At 39.5% G+C, this 24,134-nt stretch carries 22 protein-coding genes; 7 read left to right on the top strand and 15 right to left on the bottom strand.

Translation table 11 applies throughout. The features are described from left to right. Window positions 1-109 precede the first annotated feature (109 nt). Both I6E78_RS09395 and I6E78_RS09390 read left to right on the top strand, forming a co-directional pair. The gene (locus tag I6E78_RS09395) at window positions 110-2,071 is read left to right on the top strand and encodes a hypothetical protein (RefSeq protein WP_197107784.1); all 1,962 of its coding nucleotides are present in this window, start codon (window positions 110-112) and stop codon (window positions 2,069-2,071) included. Between the two features lie 123 nt (window positions 2,072-2,194). Then, on the top strand, window positions 2,195-2,656 hold the full coding sequence (locus I6E78_RS09390) for a TlpA family protein disulfide reductase (RefSeq protein WP_197182343.1): 462 nt from the start codon (window positions 2,195-2,197) through the stop codon (window positions 2,654-2,656). 55 nt (window positions 2,657-2,711) lie between these two features. On the opposite strand, the gene I6E78_RS09385 is transcribed toward I6E78_RS09390, so the two are convergent. Beyond that, entirely contained in the window at window positions 2,712-4,439 is a 1,728-nt protein-coding gene (locus I6E78_RS09385) for a DUF885 domain-containing protein (RefSeq protein ID WP_197182342.1), read from the bottom strand. Window positions 4,440-4,623: 184 nt separating this feature from the next. Between I6E78_RS09385 and I6E78_RS09380 the strand changes: the two genes are divergently transcribed. Beyond that, complete coding sequence (locus I6E78_RS09380; RefSeq protein WP_011329771.1) at window positions 4,624-5,211, top strand: DUF4202 domain-containing protein; 588 nt, start codon at window positions 4,624-4,626, stop codon at window positions 5,209-5,211. A gap of 138 nt (window positions 5,212-5,349) precedes the next feature. Here I6E78_RS09380 and der read toward each other — a convergent pair whose 3' ends face one another. From der to ndk, 9 genes are all read right to left on the bottom strand, one after another. Beyond that, the gene (gene der, locus I6E78_RS09375; protein ID WP_011329772.1) at window positions 5,350-6,813 is read right to left on the bottom strand and encodes a ribosome biogenesis GTPase Der; all 1,464 of its coding nucleotides are present in this window, start codon (window positions 6,811-6,813) and stop codon (window positions 5,350-5,352) included. 93 nt (window positions 6,814-6,906) lie between these two features. Further along, window positions 6,907-8,085 (bottom strand): outer membrane protein assembly factor BamB, encoded by a 1,179-nt coding sequence (gene bamB / locus I6E78_RS09370; RefSeq protein WP_011329773.1) that lies wholly within the window; start codon window positions 8,083-8,085, stop codon window positions 6,907-6,909. Window positions 8,086-8,095: 10 nt separating this feature from the next. Further along, the gene (locus I6E78_RS09365) at window positions 8,096-8,716 is read right to left on the bottom strand and encodes a YfgM family protein (RefSeq protein ID WP_011329774.1); all 621 of its coding nucleotides are present in this window, start codon (window positions 8,714-8,716) and stop codon (window positions 8,096-8,098) included. Window positions 8,717-8,763: 47 nt separating this feature from the next. After that, the gene (gene hisS / locus I6E78_RS09360) at window positions 8,764-10,044 is read right to left on the bottom strand and encodes a histidine--tRNA ligase (protein WP_011329775.1); all 1,281 of its coding nucleotides are present in this window, start codon (window positions 10,042-10,044) and stop codon (window positions 8,764-8,766) included. Between the two features lie 179 nt (window positions 10,045-10,223). Then, entirely contained in the window at window positions 10,224-11,342 is a 1,119-nt protein-coding gene (ispG, locus tag I6E78_RS09355; RefSeq protein WP_086998188.1) for a flavodoxin-dependent (E)-4-hydroxy-3-methylbut-2-enyl-diphosphate synthase, read from the bottom strand. 5 nt (window positions 11,343-11,347) lie between these two features. Further along, the gene (locus tag I6E78_RS09350) at window positions 11,348-12,211 is read right to left on the bottom strand and encodes a RodZ domain-containing protein (RefSeq protein ID WP_197182341.1); all 864 of its coding nucleotides are present in this window, start codon (window positions 12,209-12,211) and stop codon (window positions 11,348-11,350) included. Beyond that, a complete protein-coding gene (gene pilW, locus I6E78_RS09345; RefSeq protein WP_197182340.1) occupies window positions 12,208-13,950 on the bottom strand; it encodes a type IV pilus biogenesis/stability protein PilW in 1,743 nt (580 codons plus the stop codon). The genes I6E78_RS09350 and pilW overlap by 4 nt, the downstream gene beginning before the upstream one ends. Before the next feature lie 146 nt (window positions 13,951-14,096). Then, window positions 14,097-15,227, bottom strand: coding sequence for a bifunctional tRNA (adenosine(37)-C2)-methyltransferase TrmG/ribosomal RNA large subunit methyltransferase RlmN (locus I6E78_RS09340; RefSeq protein ID WP_086998182.1), 1,131 nt, complete (start codon window positions 15,225-15,227; stop codon window positions 14,097-14,099). Window positions 15,228-15,396: 169 nt separating this feature from the next. Beyond that, window positions 15,397-15,828, bottom strand: coding sequence for a nucleoside-diphosphate kinase (ndk, locus tag I6E78_RS09335; protein ID WP_011329780.1), 432 nt, complete (start codon window positions 15,826-15,828; stop codon window positions 15,397-15,399). 229 nt (window positions 15,829-16,057) lie between these two features. On the opposite strand from ndk, the gene trhP reads away from it, so the two are divergent. Beyond that, the gene (trhP, locus tag I6E78_RS09330) at window positions 16,058-17,464 is read left to right on the top strand and encodes a prephenate-dependent tRNA uridine(34) hydroxylase TrhP (RefSeq protein ID WP_193038858.1); all 1,407 of its coding nucleotides are present in this window, start codon (window positions 16,058-16,060) and stop codon (window positions 17,462-17,464) included. A gap of 79 nt (window positions 17,465-17,543) precedes the next feature. Here the strand turns inward: trhP and I6E78_RS09325 are convergent, their stop codons facing one another. Further along, window positions 17,544-18,428 carry a LysR family transcriptional regulator gene (locus I6E78_RS09325; protein WP_011329784.1) on the bottom strand — a complete coding sequence of 295 codons (885 nt, stop codon included), beginning with the start codon at window positions 18,426-18,428 and terminating at the stop codon, window positions 17,544-17,546. Window positions 18,429-18,706: 278 nt separating this feature from the next. Between I6E78_RS09325 and I6E78_RS09320 the strand changes: the two genes are divergently transcribed. From I6E78_RS09320 to I6E78_RS09310, 3 genes are all read left to right on the top strand, one after another. Continuing rightward, window positions 18,707-18,973 carry a hypothetical protein gene (locus tag I6E78_RS09320; protein ID WP_197182339.1) on the top strand — a complete coding sequence of 89 codons (267 nt, stop codon included), beginning with the start codon at window positions 18,707-18,709 and terminating at the stop codon, window positions 18,971-18,973. 24 nt (window positions 18,974-18,997) lie between these two features. Beyond that, window positions 18,998-19,300, top strand: coding sequence for a hypothetical protein (locus tag I6E78_RS09315; RefSeq protein ID WP_089369098.1), 303 nt, complete (start codon window positions 18,998-19,000; stop codon window positions 19,298-19,300). A gap of 341 nt (window positions 19,301-19,641) precedes the next feature. Then, complete coding sequence (locus I6E78_RS09310; RefSeq protein WP_197182338.1) at window positions 19,642-20,763, top strand: PD-(D/E)XK nuclease family protein; 1,122 nt, start codon at window positions 19,642-19,644, stop codon at window positions 20,761-20,763. Window positions 20,764-21,010: 247 nt separating this feature from the next. Here I6E78_RS09310 and I6E78_RS09305 read toward each other — a convergent pair whose 3' ends face one another. The 4 genes from I6E78_RS09305 to I6E78_RS09290 are packed head-to-tail and all read right to left on the bottom strand — an operon-like array spanning window position 21,011 to window position 24,110. After that, a complete protein-coding gene (locus I6E78_RS09305) occupies window positions 21,011-21,727 on the bottom strand; it encodes a hypothetical protein (protein ID WP_089369100.1) in 717 nt (238 codons plus the stop codon). Continuing rightward, window positions 21,724-22,464: an iron transporter gene (locus I6E78_RS09300; RefSeq protein ID WP_089369101.1), complete on the bottom strand. Its 741-nt coding sequence runs from the start codon at window positions 22,462-22,464 to the stop codon at window positions 21,724-21,726. The genes I6E78_RS09305 and I6E78_RS09300 overlap by 4 nt, the downstream gene beginning before the upstream one ends. Beyond that, window positions 22,451-22,804, bottom strand: coding sequence for a cupredoxin domain-containing protein (locus tag I6E78_RS09295; protein ID WP_089369102.1), 354 nt, complete (start codon window positions 22,802-22,804; stop codon window positions 22,451-22,453). Before I6E78_RS09295 ends, I6E78_RS09300 begins: the two co-directional genes overlap by 14 nt. Next, the gene (locus tag I6E78_RS09290) at window positions 22,797-24,110 is read right to left on the bottom strand and encodes an ATP-binding protein (protein WP_179807906.1); all 1,314 of its coding nucleotides are present in this window, start codon (window positions 24,108-24,110) and stop codon (window positions 22,797-22,799) included. The genes I6E78_RS09295 and I6E78_RS09290 overlap by 8 nt, the downstream gene beginning before the upstream one ends. Window positions 24,111-24,134 lie beyond the last annotated feature (24 nt).

The raw sequence follows: 24,134 nt of genomic DNA, 5'->3' as shown, positions 1-24,134 counted from the left end.
ATAACCTTGTTACTTTATTTGTAATTTAAGTAACAAGGTTATAAATCGCTCAAGTTTTTAGTTGGCCGACCGATATATACTTAATAGCAGTTTGCGATTAAGGATGATCATGATTAACAATGGGTTAAATAACCACTCTAGTTTAGCGACAAAGCAAGTACTGCCAGTTGATAATGCAAACCATACCCTTAGCAGCAAACTGCAACATAGCCCACTCGAAATAGCGCCAAAATTAATACCAGAGTTAGCAACAAAGTTAACACCAGAGCTATCACCCAAAATAACGTCCGATTTTCTCAGTCAGTTTAGCGACGAAAAAGTTGCCCAATTACTGCAACAACAACTTTCGGTGCTGATCACTCCTGCAAAAAAAGCAAATATATCGAGCTACCACTACAGCGCTGAAGAGTTAGCTATACGTACTGTAATAACGAGTCAGCAAGAAGGGCTACTTAAAAATGAGCATAGCGATAAGCTCATACAACGCTTAAATAAATCGGTAACAGATATTCAGGGTGCTTACGCCAACACCAGTGATATTTTATTTAATCTGGGGCAATTAGGGCATCAACAAACATCATTTTTAGCCTCTAGTCAGCAGCGTGTTGAGCGTGCGCTTAATCCTTATATGGAAAGCCTTAACCGCACTAAGTATGAAGATGACGATAACTATTTATTTGAACTTTCGGTAAAAACCAAAGAGGGTGATGTAATAAATATCACTTTTAATTCATCGCAAGGTTACGATGAAAAAACGGGTGAAGCCGTTGATAGCTTTGGCATAAGTTACGAAGTAAATGGCGATTTATCTGAGGCTGAACATGCGGCTTTAACGCAGGTTATGGCGGGTGTTGGTGAAATGGCTGATGAGTTTTTTAAAGTCAGTCAATATGCTAACAGCCGTTATGTGCCGGTAAACCAAGGCGATATGAACTTAGACTTTTTAGCTGATTTTAATCATCAGCAGTTATCTGGTTTTGATGTGTCTTTTTCAACAACGCAAAATGATGTGCTTGATACAGGCGAAAACACGCTTGATTTAAGTTACTCAATTGATGAAGCATCGAATCAGCAAGCACTTGTGTTTAAATCAGAAAGTGGGCAAAACGAAATAGACTTTGCACTCGATATGTCGACCATTGGTGCTAAAGACACACAGCAAATGCAGCAGTATTTAGCGTCGCTCGATCAAAGCTTAGAAGATAGCCGAGTAAACAGTACCGAGGATAGTAAAGACTCGGCATTTGGTCGTAAGGGCGACAAGACAATGCAACAAGGCTTTGAATTGTTTAAAGGGGCTTTTGCAAGTATGTCGTCGGCGGCTGAACGTTATAGTAGTATAGAGTCACTTGCAGATAAGCAATTTAATGACGGGCGCGCTATGGTTGCCGATTTAGTCGATAACATGATCACGAACGATCCTCGCTATCAAGGGCTTGGCAACAGTACGCAAAATTCTTTAGGGGCGGGAATTTCTAAGTTAGCTGATTTTGATGCAAAATTTGAGTTTGCTATGGACAGAGGCGACTATCAGCCTAAAAGTAATGTTGCGCTAAGCCAAACCACCGAGCAACAAAAGTCAGGTGAGCTAAAAGGGGTTACGCAAAGTAAAAACGTAAGTAGCCATTTTGACTATCAAAATACTCGGCCCGATTATTACGACAGCGAAGAAAGTTACAATATTAATACCGCCGTTAAAAATAACGAGTTAGTTGGACTTGATCAATATCAGCAAATAGATATTGATAAAAAAACCTATCAATACAACCAAGATAAATCACAGTATGAGCTAAAAATGGCACTTACTGAAAAAACCACTCACGAAAGTAACATTCGCCTTATTAACGATATTTGGCTTGAAAACAACGAAAACAGCCACAAAATGGATAAAAAAGAACGTATAAACGAGATTGGTGAGCCAGATGATTTTAAAAATACCAACCATTATTCACATAATAAGTTAGTTACATTAATTGGTGATTTAGACAAATTAGCGCAAGATAAAGATGCAAGACGAGAGTATTTAACGCAGTTATCGCAAGTAAACTTTTTTATGGATAACAATAAATGATGGCTTGATTATAGTAATGCTATTGACTTTCTTTGGTTGTAAAATAGCCATATATCAACTTAACTTATACTCTTAAATCGAGTAAATAAAACACTCACAGTATTAATACAAAAAGGCGCCTTAATGTTTAAAAAATTAGTTTTATTCTTTTTTCTGTGTTTGCCACTGTCCACTTTTGGGGCTACAGTGCCTTATACTGGGGGGATTAGCGCGGCAGATTTACTTGCAGAATATGATAACTTTGCTCAGCAATATAAAAACTTTACCCCTAGCAAACAAGATATTACGCTAATACAAAAATTAAAGGGGAAGGAGTTAACCGTATTATTTGGTACTTGGTGCCATGATAGCGCGCGCGAAGTTCCGCGTTTAATTAAACTGCTTGAACAGTCGAAAGTACAATTAGAGAGTATTAAATTTGTAGCCGTAGGATACAACAAGCAAGATGCTAGCGGCGTAGCACAGGCTCATAATTTACAATACACACCTACTATTATAGTTAGCCAAAATGGCAAAGAACTAACACGTATGGTTGAAAAACCAGCGGGCACACTTGCGCAAGATCTTACAAAAAACCTACCTTAATAATCGAGTGGGCTTGCAGGTTAAAGGCGCTGAGTAATGTTCAGCGCCACAGACATCAAATAACGGACTTTTGTTGTGCAATCCATTCATTTATTACCGCTTCTAACACCGCCATTGGCAGTGAACCTTGGCCGATTACAGTGTCGTGAAACTGGCGTATATCAAACTTAGCACCTAGCTCTTTTTCAGCTTTTGCGCGCAGTTCACGTATTTTTAGCTCGCCCATTTTATAAGACAGTGCTTGGCCTGGCCAAGAAATATAACGATCTATTTGATCCTCAACCGCACTTTGCGGCAAGGCTGTGTGATCTGCCAAGTAGTCAATAGCCTTTTGGCGGCTCCAGCCAAAGGCATGAATACCGGTATCAACCACTAAACGCACTGCGCGCCACATTTCGTAGCCCAAACGGCCAAAGTCGCTGTAAGGGTCTTGATAAAATCCGGCTTCTTTGCCTAAACGTTCGCTGTACAAGCCCCAACCTTCGCCAAATGCAGAGTGGCTAAGTGTTCGTCTAAACTGGGGTACATTTAACTCCATGGCAACGGCATTTTGTAAATGATGCCCAGGAATTGCTTCGTGTAAACTCAGTGCCTCTAGGTTATATAAAGGCTGTATTTTAGGTGTTGAAGCTAAAAAATAAGTACCTGGTGAGCGGTTATCAGGTGGTGGCATATAAAACGCGCCGCGACTTGCTGAGCCTTTAATGGTAAAGGTGTTGCGCGGTAAATGGCCAAAATAGGTAGGTAACTTGCCATACATTTTTTGGGTAATGAAAGCGGTTTTTTCGAGCAAGTCTTGCGCGTCTGTTGCGTAAAATTGCTTGTCGTTCGCTAAAAACTCTAAAAACTCAGCGTAAGTGCCATCAAAGCCCACTTTATCAATGATGTTTTGCATTTGCGTTTTTATACGTGCGACTTCCTTTAAGCCAAGTTCGTGTATTTGTTTTGGCGTGGCATTGGTGGTGGTGTAATAATTTACCGTATATTTGTAGTAATCAAGGCCATCTTTAACACTTGAAATACCAGGCTCGGCTCTGCAATTAGGCATGTAATCGTTTTCAAAAAAGTCGTAAAAATGCTGATAAGCGGGTACTACTTTTGAGCTAATTAAAGCTTTTGCTTTGTTTTGATATGTGGCTTTTTGCTCTGCACTAAACGTACTCGGAATACGGGTAAAGGGCTCGTATAAGGCGCTGTTCTCAGGTTTTTTAACGATATGAGCGCTAATGCTACTGCTGTAATTTTCAAAGGTTTTACAGTAGTGCGTATAACCATTTTTAATCCCTGTTTTCATCAAGTTAATGTTTTCTTGATTAAAACGAGGGTAGTCGGCAAGGCTGACTAAAAAGTGATCATAATCATTAGCAGTTAAAAATGCCATATTAGCCGGTGCTTCAGCAAAGTAGGTATGCCAGCCGCTTAAAAAGTTTACTGGAAAATACTTATCCTGAAATAGATAGCTTTGTTGCTCGGTTTCTCGTTCATATTTAAATAATCGGTAATTCATTAACTGCGCGTCGCTGAGCTTGCTAGGATCAATGTTTTTTAAATTGTCGAGCACGGCATCATTGTACTGTTGACGCTGAGCAATAGCGTGCTCGGTCCAATTAGCTAACTTGCCATTGGGTTTCCAGCCGTCGGGATCGGTACGAAAAAATATTTTTTCGGCTTGGGCGTGTTGCCAATGTTTATCAATTATATTTTTTAAATCGGCATTGTTATCAGCCATACTTGGCAGCGAAACTAGGGTTAAGCAAATAGCTAAAATACTTTTTTTGAACATGTTTATCTCGTTTTAGCGAGTTAATTTTTATCGTTCAAGGTTAACACGTGCTGTTTATAGATAACACTTCGTTAGTGCGGTTAACGTTCAGTACTCGCTTATTCGTTTTGAGCGGCTTAGAATGGTGTAAAGTAAACTCAAGTTAAATATAAGTACCATGCTAAATAGCGCACCTAATAAAACAATGCTTAACCAAGTAATAACCTTAATTGATCAAGCAAATAGCCAAGACCCTAATACTGAAATATATAATGCTCAGAGCCTGCCAAAAGAAAGTTTATACGCAACTCGTATGAGCGAAATGTTAGCGCGTTTTAACCCTAATGCTGATGAGCTTATGCAAATAGCAGTACGCGGCCAGCATATTGAACGCTGGCAGTCGCCGCGCAGTAACTTTGCTATGAATAAGCAGGGGTATCATCAGTGGCGTAGTGCACTTTATATATTTCATGCCTCAAGGGTAATTGAGTTGATGCAACAAGTTGGCTTTAATGAAGCGCAGCAACAGCGGGTTTATGCCGCGGTAGCTAAGCAAGATATTAAACGCAACCCAGACAGTCAGTTAGTGGAGGATATTGCAAGTTTGGTGTTTATTGAACATTATATGTTGGCCTTTACCAGTACCAAACCAGATTATGATGAACAAAAATGGCTTGGCATTATTCGTCGCACGTGGCAAAAAATGTCAGTAGAGGCACGCGATTTTGTGCTCGCTGGTAATGTAACATTACCCGAACCGTTAGTTGGGCTTATTCATAAAGCGGTTGCGTAATACTTTATTTTAAACAAAAAAATGGCGTACATTTAATGTACGCCATTTAATATTTTAGTACCTAGTACCTAGTACCTAGTACCTAGTACCTAGTACCTAGTACCTAGTACCTAGTACCTAGTACCTAGTACCTAGTACCTATTTGTTACGGTTTTCTTTACTAAACGCACGAATTTTACGTTTTTGCGATAGTGTTATTTTATTAACACGTCCGGCAAATGGGTTATCACCTTCTCTAAATTCGATTTTGATAGGTGTGCCCATAATTTTCAGTGCTTTACGGTAGTAGTTCATTAGGTAGCGTTTATAGCTATCAGGTAAATCATGAACTTGGTTACCATGAATAACGATACGTGGTGGGTTATAACCACCGGCATGCGCATATTTAAGCTTAACACGGCGACCACGAACAAGTGGTGGCTGATGATCCGCTTGTGCCATGTCCATAATACGACGTAACATTGCGGTGCTTATACGCTTAGTAGCTGACTCGTAAGCTTCATCTACCGACTCAAATAAATGACCTACGCCAGTACCGTGTAATGCCGATATAAAGTGCAGGCGGGCAAAGTCGATAAAGCCTAAGCGACGATCTAGTTCTGATTTAATACGATCTTTAACATAATCGTCTAAGCCATCCCATTTGTTCACCGCAATAACCAGTGAACGGCCAGAGTTAAGTGCAAAACCTAATAAGCTTAAATCTTGATCAGAAATACCCGCACGAGCATCAACGACTAATAACACTACGTTACAGTCTTCAATTGCTTGTAGGGTTTTAATCACGGAGAACTTTTCAACCACGTCGCTTACTTTTTTACGCTTACGCACACCAGCTGTGTCGATTAAAATATATTCTTTGTCGTTACGGGTCATCGGAATATAAATAGAATCGCGGGTTGTGCCTGGCATATCGTAAACAATTACACGTTCTTCACCGAGTATACGGTTGGTAAGTGTTGACTTGCCTACGTTAGGACGACCAATAATGGCTAGCTTTACAGGTTTGTCTGCAAATGCTTGATGAGAGTCATCTTCACTGTCTTCTTGGTATAAATCGATAAGCTCTTCATCATCGTTACTTACATCTTCATCAAGCGCCGCTAATTCAGCAATTAAAGGCTGTAGCGTTTGCTCAAGTAATAACGTAATACCACGGCCATGTGATGCAGCAATATGATGAATTTCGCCCAGCGATAATTGATAGAACTCAGCGCAGTTTGAATCGGCGTCAATACCGTCGGTTTTGTTAGCAACCACAAAGCATTTTTTCTCTTGCTTGCGCAAGTGATTAGCAATGGCTTGGTCAGCTACTGTCATACCTACACGGGCATCAACTAAAAACAGTACTATATCGGCTTCTTCAATGGCGAGCAGAGACTGATCAGCCATTTCGATTTCAATGCCTTCTTCAGAACCATCAATACCGCCCGTGTCTACCACGATAAATTCATAGCCATCGTAATTTGCTTGGCCATATTTTCTATCACGAGTTAAACCTGGAAAATCGGCTACGAGCGCGTCACGAGTACGTGTTAAACGGTTAAATAATGTGGATTTGCCCACATTGGGTCGCCCCACTAGAGCGATCACGGGAAGCATAAACTACCTCTTTAAAAAACAACAAAAGGCTTCGCGTTGCGAAGCCTTACAAAAAATAATTAACTATTAGTGGGTTATACTAATAATCATAAGTTAGTTTGGTATTTGTACCGCACTAACTTCCCCATCTCGGGTATATAAAATCAGTTTATCGTTGGCAACAACAGGCTCAACAAAAAAGCCTGAACTGTCAAAGTCTTCACGAGATACTAGCTCGCCAGTGACTTTATTTAGCCAATGTAGGTTACCTTCTTGATCACCTAACGCTAAATATTCACCTGCAACTGCAGGGCCTGTTAAATACCAACCACGTAGAGCGGGTTGGCTCCAACGTTCAATACCTGAATCTTTATCCAATGCGTAAATAACACCGTTGCTATCTACTACATAAATACTTTGTGCATCCATGGCAATATCGCGGTAACTGCTGTATTCACGTTTCCATACAATATTACCAGAACGAATATCAACTGCCGCTAGGTTACCATTATAAGCAATAGCATAAGCGTATGGGCCGCTAATAAGTGGTTGTGTGTCTACATCAACTAGACGCTCAAACTCTGAAGCACCTTTAGCAACTGCAATTTCGGCACTCCATGCAGAGTAACCACTGTCTGAAATTAATACGCTTAATTTGCCGGTTTCTAGGCCAACTAATACACCACCATTTGCAACCGTAGGCGCGCTTTGTCCACGTAAGGTTAGCGCAGGTACTTCTTGCTCAAAGCGCCAGCGTTCTTCACCCGTATCAGGATGAAGGGCTAATAACTTACCCGAAGCTAAATTTACAAATACCAAACCGTCACCGGCAGCTGGTTTTGAAAGTGCTTCACCGGGTACGTTTTTACGCCAAACTTCTTCACCAGTTTCACGATCTAGAGCAATAACATAGCCATGCTCCGAACCTAAATATATTTTACCATAAGCTTGTAATATTCCGCCCGATAATTTTGCACTATCGTTATCGGCCCATGGCCAAAACGATACATCTTGGCGCACATCGCTTTTCCATAGCGTATCGCCATTTTCTAGCTTAAGTGCTTTTACTTGGCCTTCGCGGTTAGCAACGTATACGGTATCTTTATATACAGCAGGTGATAAGCGTGAAAAATAATGCTCTACACCATTACCAATTGATTCTTGCCATACAATATTAGTTTCGAACTGGTTGGCTATTTCAGGCAGAACCAGTTCTTCTTCGTCATCACTTGACGAGCAACCCATTAAAGTTGCCATGCAAAGTGCAAGCGTTGCGATTGTTATTTTTTTCATAGCTAAAACCTTATGCCGCTGGGCTTGTTACTGCTAGGTCATCTAACTTAATTTGTAATAGTGGATTACTGGTTAGTCCACCGGCATCAACCGCTGCTTGATATGCTGCGCGAGCTTGTTTTTTGTCGCCTTGCTTAGTGTAAATATCACCCTTAAGCTCTGCAACATTGGCAGAAAATGCGTCAGGTAATGATGCATTTAACGACGTTAGCGCTTCATCATACTGCTGCTGGGCAATTTGAACGCGAGCTAGGCGTGTAATAGCAATGGCTTTTAATTCATCGTTTTTTACGTTAGACACTATCCAGCTTAGCTTTTCGCTTGCAGCGTCTAGGTCATTTGCTTCTACAGCATCTTTAGCCGCTACAAATGCAGCTAACGTTGCGTAGTTGGTATCTTTATTTTCGCTAATAAACGTATCAGCTGACGATAATACACTTTCGCCTGAAACCAATGTTGTGTAAGCGTCTGATGCTTGCTCAGCTGTGGTAATTTGGTTTTGGTTATACGCTTTCCAGCCATATAAACCACCTAAACCTACAATTACACCTAGTGCAAGAGAAAGGCCGTTTTCACGGAAAAAGCGCTTTATGGCTTCGGCTTGTTGTTCTTCTGTTGAATAAATATCCATTTTTACCTCTGTGATAGCTTTGGCATTAATATGCTTTTATTAAAATATTAGCTATTAATAAGCTCTGCTAATAGCGCTTTAGCTTGTTCTAATTCTAATGTGACTTGTTCTTTACGCTCGCGTAAATACTTAATGGTCACAACGCCTTGTTCTAATTCATCTTCACCGATAATAACGGCAACGAGTGCATCGCTTTTATCAGCACGTTTTAATTGTTTTTTAAAGTTGCCGCCGCCAGCATGCACCATAACGCGTAAGTTTGGCACATCGCGTCGAAGCGTCGCTGCAATAATAGGTGCTTGAATACTGGCTTTGTCGCCCATTGATGCTAAATATACATCAGCATTACGACGAATATCACCTACACACTCAAGTGCTTGTAGCAGTAGCACTAAGCGCTCAAGGCCCATTGCAAAACCTACTGCAGGGGTCGCTTTTCCACCAAGTTGCTCAACTAAGCCATCGTAACGGCCACCGGCACACACAGTACCTTGCGCGCCTAAGCTGTCGGTGATCCATTCAAACACAGTGCGGTTGTAATAATCTAAACCACGTACCAGTTTTTCGTTAATCGTGTATTTGACGCCGGCTGCGTCTAAACGTTCACATAAATTTGCAAAATGTTCTTTTGATTCAGTGTCTAAATGCTCAGATAGCTTAGGTGCATTAATTAAAATTGCTTGCACGTCAGGGTTTTTGCTATCAAGTACACGTAGCGGGTTTGAATACATGCGACGTTTTGAATCTTCGTCTAGTACATCAAGGTGTTGCTCAAGATAGGCAACCAGTGCATCACGGTAATTGGCACGTGCTTCGTTTGAACCTAACGAGTTAAGCTCTAAACGTACATGTTCGCTAATCCCAAACGATTCCCATAATTGCGCTGTAAGTAAAATAACTTCTGCATCTATGTCGGCACTCGCAATACCAAAGGTTTCTAAACCAAATTGGTGAAACTGGCGATAGCGGCCTTTTTGCGGACGTTCATGGCGAAACATTGGGCCCATATACCAAAGGCGTTGCTCTTGGTTATACAGTAAGCCATTTTCGTTTCCTGCGCGTACACACACAGCGGTGCCTTCTGGGCGAAGCGTAAGTAAGTCGCCATTACGATCGGCAAAGGTGTACATTTCTTTTTCTACTATATCGGTTACTTCACCAATAGAGCGTTTAAATAGGTCGGTTGATTCTACAATTGGAAAACGAATTTCTTGATAACCGAACGACGCAACGGTTTCGCGTAAAATATTTTCTACTTTTTGCCAAACTTGAGTATCGCCTGGTAGGCAATCGTTCATACCGCGAACTGCTTGAATTTGTTTTGCCACTGCTAAATCCTAAAAACTGTTGTTGTACAATGCTTGACTGCGACAACATAAAACTAAAAAAATTGACCCGATATTATAACCCTAATTTACACGTAAATGCGAGCTTAGAGGCGCGCTATTGCTAAGTTACCCAGCGATAGCACAATTTAAATAAAGGCCAAACTAACTAATTAAAGGTGTTACTCAACGATTTTAATATCGATAGGTGTTTGGTTTTGTTTTTTTGCAATAAAATCGCGCACGTAGCCTTCAAGTTGTTCAACAATATTATTGTTATCTATGCGGGCTTTTTGGCGTTCGCCATTAATATATAATCCTGAGCGACGACTAGCGCCGGCTAAACCAATATCACTTACCAATGCTTCGCCAGGGCCGTTTACTACACAGCCAATCACTGAGACCGAAACCGGTTCAATAATATCCTCTAAGCGCTCTTCTAATTGGTTCATGGTGCTAACTACATCAAACTCTTGGCGAGAGCAGCTAGGGCAAGCAATAAAGTTAATACCGCGAGAACGAATACGCAGTGATTTTAAAATATCAAAACCAACTTTAATTTCTTGCACCGGATCGGCTGCCAACGAAACACGTAGCGTATCGCCAATTCCTTCGGCAAGTAACATGCCTAAACCGACTGCAGATTTAACTGAGCCTGAGCGCATGCCACCGGCTTCGGTGATACCTAAATGCAGAGGTTGGTCTATTTCTTTTGCTAGCAAGCGATAAGCACCTACAGCTAAAAACACGTCAGACGCTTTTACTGATATTTTAAATTGATCAAAGTCTAAACGGCGCAATATATTTACATGGCGCATTGCCGACTCTAATAATGCCTCGGGCGAAGGCTCGCCGTATTTTTCTTGTAAATCGCGCTCTAATGAGCCGCCATTTACACCAATACGAATAGGAATGTTGTGCTCGCGAGCCGCATCTACCACAGCCCTAATTCGCTCTTCGCTGCCAATATTACCTGGGTTAATACGCAGACAATCTACGCCATATTTTGCCACTTTTAAGGCAATTCGGTAATCAAAGTGAATATCGGCTACTAACGGTATAGTTACCTGCTCTTTAATGCTTTTGAATGCTTCGGCGGCGTCCATAGTTGGTACAGATACGCGCACAATATCGGCGCCGGCATCTTGTATTGCCTGAATCTGTGCTACGGTTGCATCCACATCCATAGTGTCGGTGTTAGTCATTGACTGCACGGCAATGGGCGCGCCATCACCTATAGGTACATTACCAACATTAATACGGGTTGATTTTCTGCGTTTTATTGGGGATTCTGAAAACATAGCGGCTACTCTGCTAGTGGTAATTTAAATTTAGCTAAACGATTTTTTGGAAAAGCTGATAGGTCAACAGCTTCACCGTTTAGAGTAATATTAACTGCATCATGCTTACCCAGCACAACCGAAAAAGGAGCTATGCCTGTTAAGGTCATTTCATAGCCTGCTTTTTTTACTCCAAACGCAATTTTTTCACCTTCGGCATCATAAATTTCTACCCAGCTCTCATCATTAAAAAGCATAACGATAGTACTACTATTGTTTGCTTCGTTAGGGGCTGTAGTAGTGGTGTTAATTGTACTATTACCGCTAGGTAGCGCACTTAATTGCTCACTTTGCGGTAATGCTACATTATTTGTTTCCAGAACTTGCTGCTGTGATGCGCCAATATTACTTTGCGCAGCCTGCTCTTGTTGTTCACTCATTATTGAGTTTTCAACATTAATATTACTTGTTTGCTCTTCGATAGGCATAGCAGTTTGCCACCACCACAAGGCAGAGGAGCCAATTACAATGGCTAAAATAATATAGCTGGCAATCATTAAACGACTGTCGTTAGCTTCTTTTTCAGTACGACGCGAAAAACTCTGCATATCAACGGGTTTTTCAGGCGTTGTAGGTGCAGGTAGCATAGCCAAAATAGGTGTATGATCAATTTTTAGCTCTCGGCAATAATTTTTTATATACCCTTTTACAAAGGTTGTAGGGCCAAGTAACTGATATTCATCATTTTCCATGCGTTGTACTTGTAACACAGTCAGTTTTAAATGTGTTGCCATAGTAGCAAGGCTAATGTCAGCGTTTTCTCTGTGTGTTTTTAATATTTGCCCAAGAGAAGGTTGTTCGCTTTGGGGCTGAGTAATTTCTTCATTCATAATAGGTATGAGTCTGGATCCACTAGTAAAAGATTGTGCCCTGGTGTTAGTGCTATATCAGGACTTAATTTATTCCATCGCATTAATTCATCAATTAATACCTGCCGCTGGGTAGCTATTTCAAAAAGGGTATCACCAGCTTTAATTTCATAATAAATGTTAGGATCGTTAAGGTAAATTTTACTGCCATTCATTACCCGATCTGACTCTTTTAATCCATTCCATAATAGGAGCTTTTGTAGTTTAACATTGTATCGTACCGAAATGCTAAATAGGTTTTCACCAAACTCTATAATATGAAACGGGACTGTAAGCGGCGCAACCTTAGGGTTGAGCATAGGTAGCTTATTGTCGTTACTTGTTGGCGCATTTCTCAGCTCTATGGTGTCAAGTTCGTTGCTGTTATTGCTAGCAAATACATCTGCATTTTTAGTGGGCTTATAAAAAACCACCTGACCATTATTACTAGGTTGAGCACTCGCTTGGCTGAAAGTAGTGTTAGTTGTATTTGCTTTATTAGCGCTGTTAATAGCAGGTTGAGGAGCACCAAAAGAAATTATTTTAACGTTATTATTAGCTGCAGCCTGTGCTGCAGGCAAGGTGCTTGGTGGTGTCTCAGGCTGCGCGCTTAAAGGGCTAACAATAGCTTGTTTACTGCTTTGGTTTGTTGAGTTTGTTATTGGTTTTGCGTTAAGCACAGCGTTCGCCTGGCTTGGTGGTGCGACAGTTTTGCTTGATGGCAGAACTGGTTTAACTTTGGCTATTACTGCAGCTGGGTCTGTTACTGGTGCAACGGGCGTTTTATTAGCACTAATTAAGCTTGTTGAGTCATTTTGTGATGGACGCTTTTTACGAATTATTTTTATTTTAGGCTGTGAACTTAATTGCGCTTCGCTACCATCTTGTTTTAATTCATTGAGCTGCGCTTGACGATATTTTTCGCGCAAAACTTCAAATTCGGTTTGTTTTATTTGGCTATCTCTAATCGCAAAAGCCTGCTCACTACTTGGGTAAGTTTGTAGGATAGTTGCAGCAATTTTCTCTGCTTCTTCAATTTTACCCATGCGCTGTTTAATTAAATAACTAAGTAATAAAGCACGCGGAGATATTTGCGCGGTATCGTCGTAACGCTTTAACAGTGCACTTGCTTTGTATAAATCGCTTTTAGCGTAATATAAAGCCGCTAAACTAATCAGCGTTGAAGCGCGCTGAGAACTGTGATTTATTGCTTGCTGAAAATAAGTTTCGGCGTTATCAAAGTCGTCAAATTCTATAGCGCACAACGCTAAGTTTTCGTAGCTTTGGGCAACACGGATATAGCTGGGTATTGCGATTGCTTTTAAAAACTGATCAGTAGCACGGTCGTATTCATCTATACCACATAAAAATACCCCATAGTTATTTAAGGTATTAGGATCGTCAGGTTTAATAGCAAGTGCTTTTTGATAGGCTAAATCGGCAAGTTTATTTTCACCAACTTGTTGATAGTAATACGCTAAAGAGTAGTGGACTTCGGGTAGGTTTGGCGCATATTCGCTGGCACGTTCAAGGTTATATTTTGCTTGAGAGTTATTACCCGTATTTAAATATTGTAAAGCAAGGGCAATGCGAGTTCGAGCTGCGCCTGCGCTATTAATTTTATTTTCGACAACGGGTTTATCACTGCCGTTATAACTATTTTCTGTAACGCAACCGCCTAAGGCGAGCGTAGATATAGTTAAAACTAGTAAAGGTCGCATTACCTTGTCTCTTTATTTTTTGTCCATAGCGCCTATCTTACCTAAAAGCATCTATGTTGCATCAATTATTTAAAAATAAACGACTTAAAAGCAATCAGTCTTGATATGAAGTATTAATTAAGACTGATTGCTATTTAGAGATGAGGTTATGCTTGGTGAATATTAACGGTAATCGCGTTATCGTCACGCATTTTCTTTTTAGCCAAGCGTTTTGTTCTATCAACAACATCGCCAGCTAATTGACCACACGCTGCATCAATATCATCACCGCGAGGGCGACGTACAATACAAGTAATGCCGGCTGCTTGTAAAACCTTAGAAAAACGGTCAATACGACTATTACTCGAACGCGTATATTCGTTACCCGGAAATGGGTTAAACGGAATAAGGTTTACCTTACAAGGAGTGCCTTTAAGCGTTTGTACCAATGCGTGCGCTTGGTCGGTGCTGTCGTTAATACCATTGAGCATAACGTATTCAACGGTTACGTCTTTATTTGCTTTAGAGCCATCGATATAACGACGACACGCCGCTAAAAACTCTTCAATAGGGTATTTTTTATTAACGGGCACTAAAATATCGCGCAGTGCGTTATCAGGAGCATGCAATGAAATAGCCAGTGCTACGTCAATTTTTTCTTTTAGTAAATCCAGAGCCGGTACCACGCCTGAAGTACTTAATGTAACGCGGCGCTTAGATAAACCAAAACCCCAATCGTCCAACATCAGTTCCATCGCGGGGACTACGTTTTTAACGTTAAGGAGTGGCTCACCCATGCCCATCATTACCACGTTTGTTACCGGGCGTTTTTCGCTGTGACCATCAAGGCCAATATCTTTAGCTACACGCCAAACCTGGCCAATAATTTCAGATACTTTTAAGTTACGGTTAAAGCCTTGTTGTGCTGTAGAGCAAAAAGTACATTCAAGCGCACAACCAACTTGCGATGATACACATAACGTAGCGCGTTCTTTTTCAGGGATCCAAACAGCTTCTACTTCTTGGCCGCCTTCAAGCACTAATGCGTATTTGATCGTGCCATCTTTAGCTTGTTGACGCACTGATATTTCTGGGGCAACAATTTCGCATTCAGCTTTAAGTTTTTCTTTAAGCTTTTTGTTTACGTTGCTCATATCGTCGAAGTTGTCTACGCCAAAATGATAAATCCATTTCATCACCTGGTCACTACGAAACGGCTTTTCACCGAACGATGCAAATAGCTCGCGCATCCCTTCTCGGTTTAAATCTAATAAGTTAATCTTTTTTTGCTCGGTCATGAAACAACCTCAATCGGTGACGGTGGAGATAAAAATTTACGAGGACGAATTGTACACAATTCACTCAGCTTAATCATTAAGTAAAACATTATAAGTTTACTGATTAATACCTTACATAATGACTAAAAAAGGGCCCGAAAGCCCTTTTCAATATGTTAACGAGTTCGAATTAACGAGTACGTGAACAAAGCTCTTCGTCAGCGAAGAAGTACGCGATTTCGCGAGCAGCAGATTCAACAGCGTCAGAGCCGTGAACAGCGTTTTCGTCGATGCTGTCAGCGTAGTCTGCACGTAAAGTGCCTGCTAGTGCGTCTGCAGGGTTAGTAGCACCCATGATTTCACGATTTTTAAGAACAGCGTTTTCGCCTTCAAGAACGGTAACCATTACTGGACCAGATGTCATGAAAGATACTAAAGCACCGAAGAAAGGACGTTCGCTGTGTTCAGCGTAGAAGCCTTCAGCTTTCTCTTGTGAAAGGTGAACCATTTTAGCTGCAACGATTTTAAGGCCAGCAGTTTCGAAACGGTTGTAGATAGCGCCGATGTGGTTTTTAGCAACTGCATCAGGTTTTACGATTGAGAAAGTACGTTCTAAAGCCATCTTAATGCTCCAATAATTTTAAGTGAAAGTGTGAATATTAACGGGCGCGAATTATACGCGTTTTAACGTAAAAATACTAATTATTATTAATAACCAATTTGATTGTTATTTTGTGATCTCGATCAAATACAAATAATTTGCTGCATTTATACTGCCGCGCTCTACACTTATTGTATTTGTTAATTATTCATGCAACTGGCTTGTAACCAGTTTTATGTATGGAGCGCTCATGCCATCAACTACTGTTAACTCTTCAAAAAACACGCCGCTGTTTGCGTTCACCCCTGAACTATTATCGCCCGCGGGCAGCTTAAAAAACATGCGCTATGCGTTTGCCTATGGTGCCGATGCAGTATATGCAGGGCAGCCACGCTATAGCTTAAGAGTACGTAATAATGAGTTTGATCTTGAAACATTAAAAGTAGGTATAGATGAAGCGCATGCACTGAATAAAAAGTTTTATGTGGTATCTAATATTGCGCCGCATAACGCTAAAGTTAACTCGTATTTACGCGACATTGAGCCGGTTATTGCTATGCAGCCCGATGCGCTGATCATGTCTGATCCGGGTTTAATTATGTTAGTGCGTGAAAAATGGCCGACTATGCCTATTCATCTATCGGTACAAGCGAATGCGGTAAATTACGCGAGTGTACAATTTTGGGCAAAACAGGGGATCGAGCGAGTTATTTTATCGCGCGAACTGTCGCTAGAAGAAATTGCCGAAATACGCAGGCTTTGCCCAAATACCGAGCTGGAAATATTTGTCCATGGTGCCTTGTGCATGGCGTATTCTGGACGCTGTTTATTGTCGGGTTACATAAACAAACGCGATCCAAATCAAGGTACATGCACTAATGCTTGTCGTTGGGATTACGATGTAAAACCGGGCGTTGAAAACGAAACGGGCGAAATGGTACATAAGTTCGATCCTAAAAGTATAATACCTACGCTTGGTGAAGGCGCGCCTAGCAGCGAAATAGTCATGTTAGAGGAGCAAGGTCGCTCCGGTGAATATATGCCTGCTTATGAAGATGAGCACGGTACTTATATTATGAACTCAAAAGATTTACGTGCAGTACAATATGTAGAGCAACTTACCCAAATGGGTATACATAGCTTAAAAATAGAAGGGCGCACTAAGTCTTTTTATTATGTAGCACGCACCGCGCAGGTTTATCGCAAAGCAATTGATGACGCAGTAGCTGGTCGCCCGTTTGATACCAACTTATTTAAAACCTTAGAAAATTTAGCCCACAGAGGCTACACCGAAGGCTTTTTAAAGCGCCATGCGCACCAAGACTATCAAAATTATGAATACGGCCATTCGGTATCAACTAAACAACAGTTTGTTGGCGAAGTGCTGGGTAGAGATGCTAACGGCTTAGTTGATATTGATGTAAAAAATAAGTTTTGTGTTGGCCATTCATTAGAGTTAATGACCCCACTAGGTAATATTAGCTTTGTACTTGAGCAGATGGAAAATAAAAAGGGTGAAAGTATTAGCGATGCTAAAGGTTCCGGCCATATTGTTAAAATAGCGCTGCCTCAAGCACTAGATTTAGCGTACGCTATTTTAATGCGTAATCTTGATGAGCATCAAGATACTCGCAATCCGTTTAAGCAAGCCGTTTAGTAATTACAGCAATACTTTAAGCGACTTTTATAGCGTTATGGTACTGAGGCTGAGTTATTAAAAAATACCTTGCAGCGCTTTAGCTAAAGTGTTGCAAGGTATAGTCTATTAGTAACCTCACACGATGAGGGATTTGTTTTCTGTCGCGATAAAGCATAGAAAAAGGCTGCCCTTCACTTTGCCAATCAGGAAGAATACGCTCAAGCGTTCCTGACTCTATTAATGGCAATGCAATATAATCAGGTATATAACTAATGCCAACACCCGATTCTACGGCATGTTTCATCATTTGAATTTCATCAACTTCAAGCCTAATGTGTTTTTTTGGCTCAACGTTATACACTTCATTAGTCAGTTTATTTTTTAATTGCCACGGGGCTAATCCAAAGCAAATAACTTTGGGTTGTTCTTCTAATTGCTCAGGGTGGGTAATTAAATGAGTGGTTTGGTTAGGGCGGCCACATATTATATTATGGGTGAGTTTCAACTCTCTAATAACCCAATTATCAATAGCTGGGTTTCGTACTCTAAAAGCAATATCAATGCCTTTTTTTTCGATATCAATTAAGTCATTTGAAAAACGTAAATCTAACTGTATTTCTGGATACAGCAGTAAAAAATCACAAAAAATAGCGCTTAAAAAATGCTTGCCCATGTAAATTGGCGCAGAAATTCTAATTTTACCTTTTGGTTGCTGCTTCTCATCAGATAACGCTTGCTCTATGGCGTCTACTTCCTCAAACAGTTTACAGTAGCGAGCGTAATATAGCTCCCCTGTATGAGTTAATGTAACGCGATGAGCGTCTCGATTAAGTAAGGTTAACTGTAGAGTTTGCTCCAATAAACGTATTCTGCGGCTTAAGGTTGATAATGATAGATTTAGACTTTCGGATGCTTTTTTAAAGCTACCTAATTTCACTATAGTGCAAAAATAACGTAAATCATCAAGGGAGTAATTAGGCATTATTAAAACCGCTTATCATTTCAAAACTTAATTATTGTTGAAGTTATGTTTAATCATAACAGCGGCGCTGTTAAATATCATTAGATGTTAAAAGTAGTGATTTAAAATTGGCCGCCCCCCCCGTGATTAGGGCGAAGCGATATCGCTGGCTAGTTCGCATTATGATATCTTGAGACAAAATGGCTTTGTTAAACAAGTATGCCTAGCTTTTATTTTCTCACTAGCAATTGTTTGCTTATGTTTGTAGCGATAAATTGAGACTTAAACTTAAGGGTATTATGAATTTTTGTGATGATATTTTTGAAGCTGTATTAGCTTTAGATGAGTCTACTAGCAACGTAGCTGATAGTGATTATAACCTCAACTTAAAAGAGGTTAATTTGGCTCACTACCTCAGTATTTCAAACAACGAAAAGCTAGTTTTATTAGAAAAGCTTGGCCTTTTTGATTTAGTAAAATTAGACAATAAAATTGCATTATTAAAACATGATACTCAAAGAGTCCACTTAAACGTTGTAACAAATACAAAAGTAACTAAAAGTTAGGGCATAAAAGTTACAAATTGCATTATGACGCGCTTTGATTCGGTATATACCCCAAGGGATATTGCTGATCATGTAATGTTCAAACACATACTCGCGAGCACAGAGGTGTTAATTACAGATTTCCATAAAGGAGGTAGTGATGGACGCTTTTCGAGTTCAAGAATTAACACCGCATTCGAATTAGGGCACTTTGTTTATTTTTTAGATTTTGAAAAGCCTGAAGTTTTGCATGCTACTGACGCAGAACATTTCAATGCCCTTGCCCGTTCTATGGAAATTAAAGGATCAGATATCAAAAAACTTAGAGTGATAAGAGCTAATAAATAGTGTTTAAATGGGAGCACAGCTTCAACTTCTAATTTAATAACAAGTACGCATTGGATTATAATCTCCAAAATGCATTAAACATTGCGCATAGGAATAAAACTATGCACTTGTTTTACATCGGTTTTAGGTGCTACTTCGAAGTTAAAGAACACCTAAAAATGAATTATTGAAAATTATAGATAAAGAAGTAAAACTAAATTATTTTAAGCATGTAATTTATTTTTTATCCCATCGTTCTAGATCGAAAGGCAAATTCGTAAAATATAATTTAATTCATTTTTTAACGAAATTTAAGTTAGTTTATATTGTTAACTAACAAAATACTTTTACAGGTAATAATTATGGAAAGCCTTTTAGTCAACTTAAGAAAGTATCGTCCTCGGGAAAATACGGATCCCCTTGAAAACTTTATAACAGAAGCATTTGCTTGGCTGTTGCGAAGTAACCGCGAGGTTTTACAGAGCGTATTCGAATGTATAAATAATAAATTGCAATCGTCAATTAGTGCACCCGATGGTGAAGTTTTTATATCAACGCAGGAAAATTTTAATAATAAGTTCCCTGATTTAGTTATAAGTTGGGAGACCTGCACCTTAGTGTTCGAACATAAAGTAAAATCAGACTTACATCAAAACCAGCTGAAAAACTATCGTGAGTATGCATCTGAAACTTATGACGATTACAGAATTATATTAATAACAGCTACTCCTTTTCAACATGCTCAAAATCCAGATGCAGCATTGTGCTGGGAGGATATTTATAAATGCTTAATAAGTTTAGTTGATAAAGTAAATTATGAGCACGCAAGTTGGGCAATAGAAGATTTTTTATCATTACTTAAATCTGAAGGATTAGGACCAAAGTCCCCAATGAATCGTTTCTCTATTGCTCATTATTTAGAAGCAGTAAAATTTATTGAGCAAGTTGACTCGATCTTTAAAACGGCTCAAAAACGAGAATGGCCGTTACAAACTATCGGGATGGAACCCGTATTTAAACGCCAAGGAACTGAGTCAAGAGTTGGGTTAGAATTTTGCCCTATCATTAAAAATAAAGGCAGGCAGTGGCTTCCCGGTATATTTTGCGGTGTGTTGCTCGATGGAAGAGATCACGGAGTTAAAGAATTTATAAATAATGAATTAAAATTATGCTTAGTTCTTGATTTCAATCGAACAGGCCAAGAGATGATAAAAAATTCAGACAATTATAATAATTTAAAAGCGTGTTTTAAATTATTATTTAATGATTGGGAGTATATAGATACTGCTGTAGATCCGAGAGCCAAGCATAATAAATGGCATCCAATTGTTATTTTAAGGTCAATGCTTTCTTTGTTTGAACATGCCAATACTCATCAAGAGCAAGTAGATATAGTGCTAGAAGTTTTTACAGAATTACAAAATACACTCATGATACAGCCTGAATTTATAAAGCTAGTTGAAGAGCTCACAGTGACAAAATAAAACGTTAGTGATTATATAAATGGGTTTAATAATAATCTTAGACCATATCATTATAGCGCTAGCGTAGTGCTAAACGAGTTTAGGTTAGATACAAAAACTCTAAAACTGTGGCCAAATTTTATTGACCACTTGTATCTTGAGGCTTCTGGTACACAGTCAATGGGAGTGATTTTTTAATGAATGGAAAATCTGTTGTGGAGCCTGTACGGATTCTGTGTAACTGCCCGTTTTTAGATTTTATTCATTATTAAAATTCAAATTCTAATGCGAGCCTAAAACTATGATTTTTTTCTGATTGGCTTATCTCAGTGATAAAACCCGCTTCCCATTTTAATTGTTTTTGTCCATCAAAACGTTGCAAACCTATAAAACCAGGGCCAATTCCTACAAAGTCTTCACCTACGTAAACCTCAATAGATGGTTGAAAAGCAGAACGATACCGGTAGCGATATTGTGCTCTAAACTCACTTTCCCATTCGTTTTGAATATCCTGCCCCCATTCATAAACCAAAAAAGCGTTTAATGTTAGGCTTGTTTTTCCAAACTCTTTTTCGATCACAAAACCCGAGGTTGCTTCGTATACATCTTCGTTATGTTTTTTTTCAAGCTCAAATAATGCGCCCCAATCAGCCCATAACTTACCTTGCTCAATTAACTGCCAGCGCAATTCAAGCTCGTAAGCTTCTAAGCTAAAATCGCCGTTATCGTCTCGCTCACCAACTAAATACCCTTCTAGTGCCATTGTATCGCTAATAGCACCACCACCACCTAAGCGCTGCGCTAATATATTGCCACTATCAGTTTGATGCGATACCAGTCGCCACTCAAACTCACGTTCAAAAGGTAAAACATAGGGGTGATATACCTTATCAACAACAATACCATCAGCACTTGCCTGGGTTGGAAGTAACAACACACAAAAAGCGGTAAAACTAAGCGCTAAATATAGGTTGAGTGCTTTCATACACGTTCCTTAGTCATTGAAGCTGGAATAACGTAACAAATTAATAAAAATAACACGCTGCTTGTACTATATATAAGTACACTCATTAAATCAGGAGTGGCCTCGTAACCAACAAGAGCACGCAGTACGCGGCCTAGCTCAGAGTTTTCGCTTAACAAATCACGTAAATCCCACACGGTTGAGGTGTTGGTAATTAAGTCTATTTGGCTTGCCAAATCCAGTGCGACTAATAACTTAGCCGCGCTGTTAAAAGCAAGCAAAGTAAAAAGCGGGTACATACCAAAACGGTGCTTAATTGCATTCATTAAAAAGTACAGCAATACGCTAAAACTTAAACAAATTCCAACACCTAATAAAGTGCCAATAAATAAGCTTTGCCCTGCATCATTATTTTGCCAAAAACTGGTGAGGTAAATAATATAGTGGCTTAAATACAGCGTTATTGTGCTTATAACTGCGATATAAAATGCCGCTGACTTTTGCTTTAGTGCAAATACCAACACAGCAATAAATATAGTAATACATAGCCCTATTTGTGAGTACTCTAACCCTTGGTATTCAAACCACTGGCTCACCCACGATGCGCTTTGCATGTACAAAAACGACATTACCGCGCCAATTAATACAGCAGAGCATATTCGCAAAGAACTCTGTTTTTTTACTACTTGTAGTAGCACTAATAAAATAGCCACAGGTAGTAATTGATTAAGGCTCATGACTAAACTATTTATTAACATGCTGTGCCCCTTCATCGCTAACTATTACAACGCCCCTAGCTGTATTTGGCGAAAACTCACCAAAAAACTTGTAATACCCTTTACTAAGCGGTCCTATATAAATAATGCTTTTACGATTTGGGTAGAGCACTTTTTCTCTGTTTAGATCAAAGCTATCAAACTCTTCTGGTGTACTATCTTGGTTTTCTATCAATAGCTTTACTTTTTTATTCGCGGGAATAGTAATTTGTGAGGGATAGAACAAGTGATCTTTTAAAATAATAAGGTACTCTTTACTCGCCGCGTTAAACGACAAAAATAGCAAACAACAAAGGCATTGATTAAATAAACGTCTAGTCACTTTTTACTCCTGTAAAAGTAATCTTCACGGTTAGCCCGCCTAAATGACTATTCGCTAAATGAATATTTGCGTCATAAATAGCAATTATGTGTTGAACAATCGCCATGCCTAAACCCGCGCCTTGCTCGCCTGATGGATGCTGATCGCCACCTACGCGATAAAAGCGATTAAATATTCGGTCTTTTTGCTCTTCAGTCATGCCTGAACCTGAATCATCTATTTGCCAACTATAGTCATTATTACTAGATGCTAATTTAATTATTATTTGACCATCATTAGGTGTGTATTTAATAGCATTACTGAGTAAATTAGAGATAAGCGTCGTTAATGTAAACTCATCACCATTAATTACAAAATCATTACCTTCGAGGCTAATAGTTTGGTTTTTTTCGTCTATTTTATCGTATTGCTCCGACACGGCTTGTTGAGTAATAGTTAGCAATGACTGTTCACTAAACTGCTTTTGCCACTGTTCTGGCTGAGTGCGTCCTAAAATTAGCATTTGTTCAACAATATTACTTAAGCGATTAATACCTTGTGACATTGCTTTTAATTCTTGATTATTTTGCGAGTTACTTTGTTTATTAGCTAAATTATGTACATTAATTTTTAGACTACTAAGCGGAGTACGTAACTCATGAGCTGCATCTGAGGCAAAAAAGCGCTCTCGTAAGTAGGCAGTTTCTACTCGTTTAAATAAATCGTTTAAACGATTAATAACAGGTTTAATTTCTTCGTCGGTTACTTGCCAGTTAATTGGGGTAAAGTCGTTTGCTTGGCGAGAAGCCAACTGCCTAGACAGTCGGGTAAGAGGGGCTAATGCGTATTTAACAAAAAAGCTTATAAAAATAGCAAGCAGAGGAACTGCCCATAACATAGGTAACATTGCCGATAAAATAACGGCTTCAGCTAATTCAAACCGCTTTGCCATAGGTTCAGCAACGATAACCTTACGAGTATTTTTTCTCATTACAAACACTCGCATACGTTGCCCTGCTAAATTTGCAGTTTGAAGTCCTTCACTAAAATTAACACAGTTATTTGATAAACTCGATGAGCCACTAAGTAAACGATTATTATGCCAAATTTGGTACAACAACTGAGCACTATTACTACTTACTTGTGCTGCATTTGTGGTTAGTGCTAATGGTTGTTCAATTAAAACGCCAGCCACTATTTTAAGCTCATTATCAAGTAAGTTTTCACCGTGGTGCATGCTTTTTTGATAGCCTTTTACTAATGCTAAAAAACAGGTTAGCACCATCATTGAAAGTAAAATTAAGGTCAGGCGTTTACGAATAGACATTTTCAACCTCGAAATATAAACATA

The organism is Pseudoalteromonas sp. NZS127, from assembly GCF_015864805.1.
Taxonomy (GTDB): domain Bacteria; phylum Pseudomonadota; class Gammaproteobacteria; order Enterobacterales; family Alteromonadaceae; genus Pseudoalteromonas; species Pseudoalteromonas nigrifaciens.
Note: the sequence above shows the minus strand (reverse complement) of the source record. Positions and strands in the feature narration are given on the sequence as shown.

Bases quoted from the DNA above. Each gene is read 5' to 3' on its own strand.
- I6E78_RS09395 (WP_197107784.1), top strand. From the start codon at position 110: ATGATTAACAATGGGTTAAATAACCACTCTAGTTTAGCGACAAAGCAA.
- I6E78_RS09390 (WP_197182343.1), top strand. From the start codon at position 2,195: ATGTTTAAAAAATTAGTTTTATTCTTTTTTCTGTGTTTGCCACTGTCC.
- I6E78_RS09385 (WP_197182342.1), bottom strand. From the start codon at position 4,439: ATGTTCAAAAAAAGTATTTTAGCTATTTGCTTAACCCTAGTTTCGCTG.
- I6E78_RS09380 (WP_011329771.1), top strand. From the start codon at position 4,624: ATGCTTAACCAAGTAATAACCTTAATTGATCAAGCAAATAGCCAAGAC.
- der (WP_011329772.1), bottom strand. From the start codon at position 6,813: ATGCTTCCCGTGATCGCTCTAGTGGGGCGACCCAATGTGGGCAAATCC.
- bamB (WP_011329773.1), bottom strand. From the start codon at position 8,085: ATGAAAAAAATAACAATCGCAACGCTTGCACTTTGCATGGCAACTTTA.
- I6E78_RS09365 (WP_011329774.1), bottom strand. From the start codon at position 8,716: ATGGATATTTATTCAACAGAAGAACAACAAGCCGAAGCCATAAAGCGC.
- ispG (WP_086998188.1), bottom strand. From the start codon at position 11,342: ATGTTTTCAGAATCCCCAATAAAACGCAGAAAATCAACCCGTATTAAT.
- I6E78_RS09350 (WP_197182341.1), bottom strand. From the start codon at position 12,211: ATGAATGAAGAAATTACTCAGCCCCAAAGCGAACAACCTTCTCTTGGG.
- pilW (WP_197182340.1), bottom strand. From the start codon at position 13,950: ATGCGACCTTTACTAGTTTTAACTATATCTACGCTCGCCTTAGGCGGT.
- I6E78_RS09340 (WP_086998182.1), bottom strand. From the start codon at position 15,227: ATGACCGAGCAAAAAAAGATTAACTTATTAGATTTAAACCGAGAAGGG.
- ndk (WP_011329780.1), bottom strand. From the start codon at position 15,828: ATGGCTTTAGAACGTACTTTCTCAATCGTAAAACCTGATGCAGTTGCT.
- trhP (WP_193038858.1), top strand. From the start codon at position 16,058: ATGCCATCAACTACTGTTAACTCTTCAAAAAACACGCCGCTGTTTGCG.
- I6E78_RS09325 (WP_011329784.1), bottom strand. From the start codon at position 18,428: ATGCCTAATTACTCCCTTGATGATTTACGTTATTTTTGCACTATAGTG.
- I6E78_RS09320 (WP_197182339.1), top strand. From the start codon at position 18,707: ATGAATTTTTGTGATGATATTTTTGAAGCTGTATTAGCTTTAGATGAG.
- I6E78_RS09315 (WP_089369098.1), top strand. From the start codon at position 18,998: ATGACGCGCTTTGATTCGGTATATACCCCAAGGGATATTGCTGATCAT.
- I6E78_RS09310 (WP_197182338.1), top strand. From the start codon at position 19,642: ATGGAAAGCCTTTTAGTCAACTTAAGAAAGTATCGTCCTCGGGAAAAT.
- I6E78_RS09305 (WP_089369100.1), bottom strand. From the start codon at position 21,727: ATGAAAGCACTCAACCTATATTTAGCGCTTAGTTTTACCGCTTTTTGT.
- I6E78_RS09300 (WP_089369101.1), bottom strand. From the start codon at position 22,464: ATGTTAATAAATAGTTTAGTCATGAGCCTTAATCAATTACTACCTGTG.
- I6E78_RS09290 (WP_179807906.1), bottom strand. From the start codon at position 24,110: ATGTCTATTCGTAAACGCCTGACCTTAATTTTACTTTCAATGATGGTG.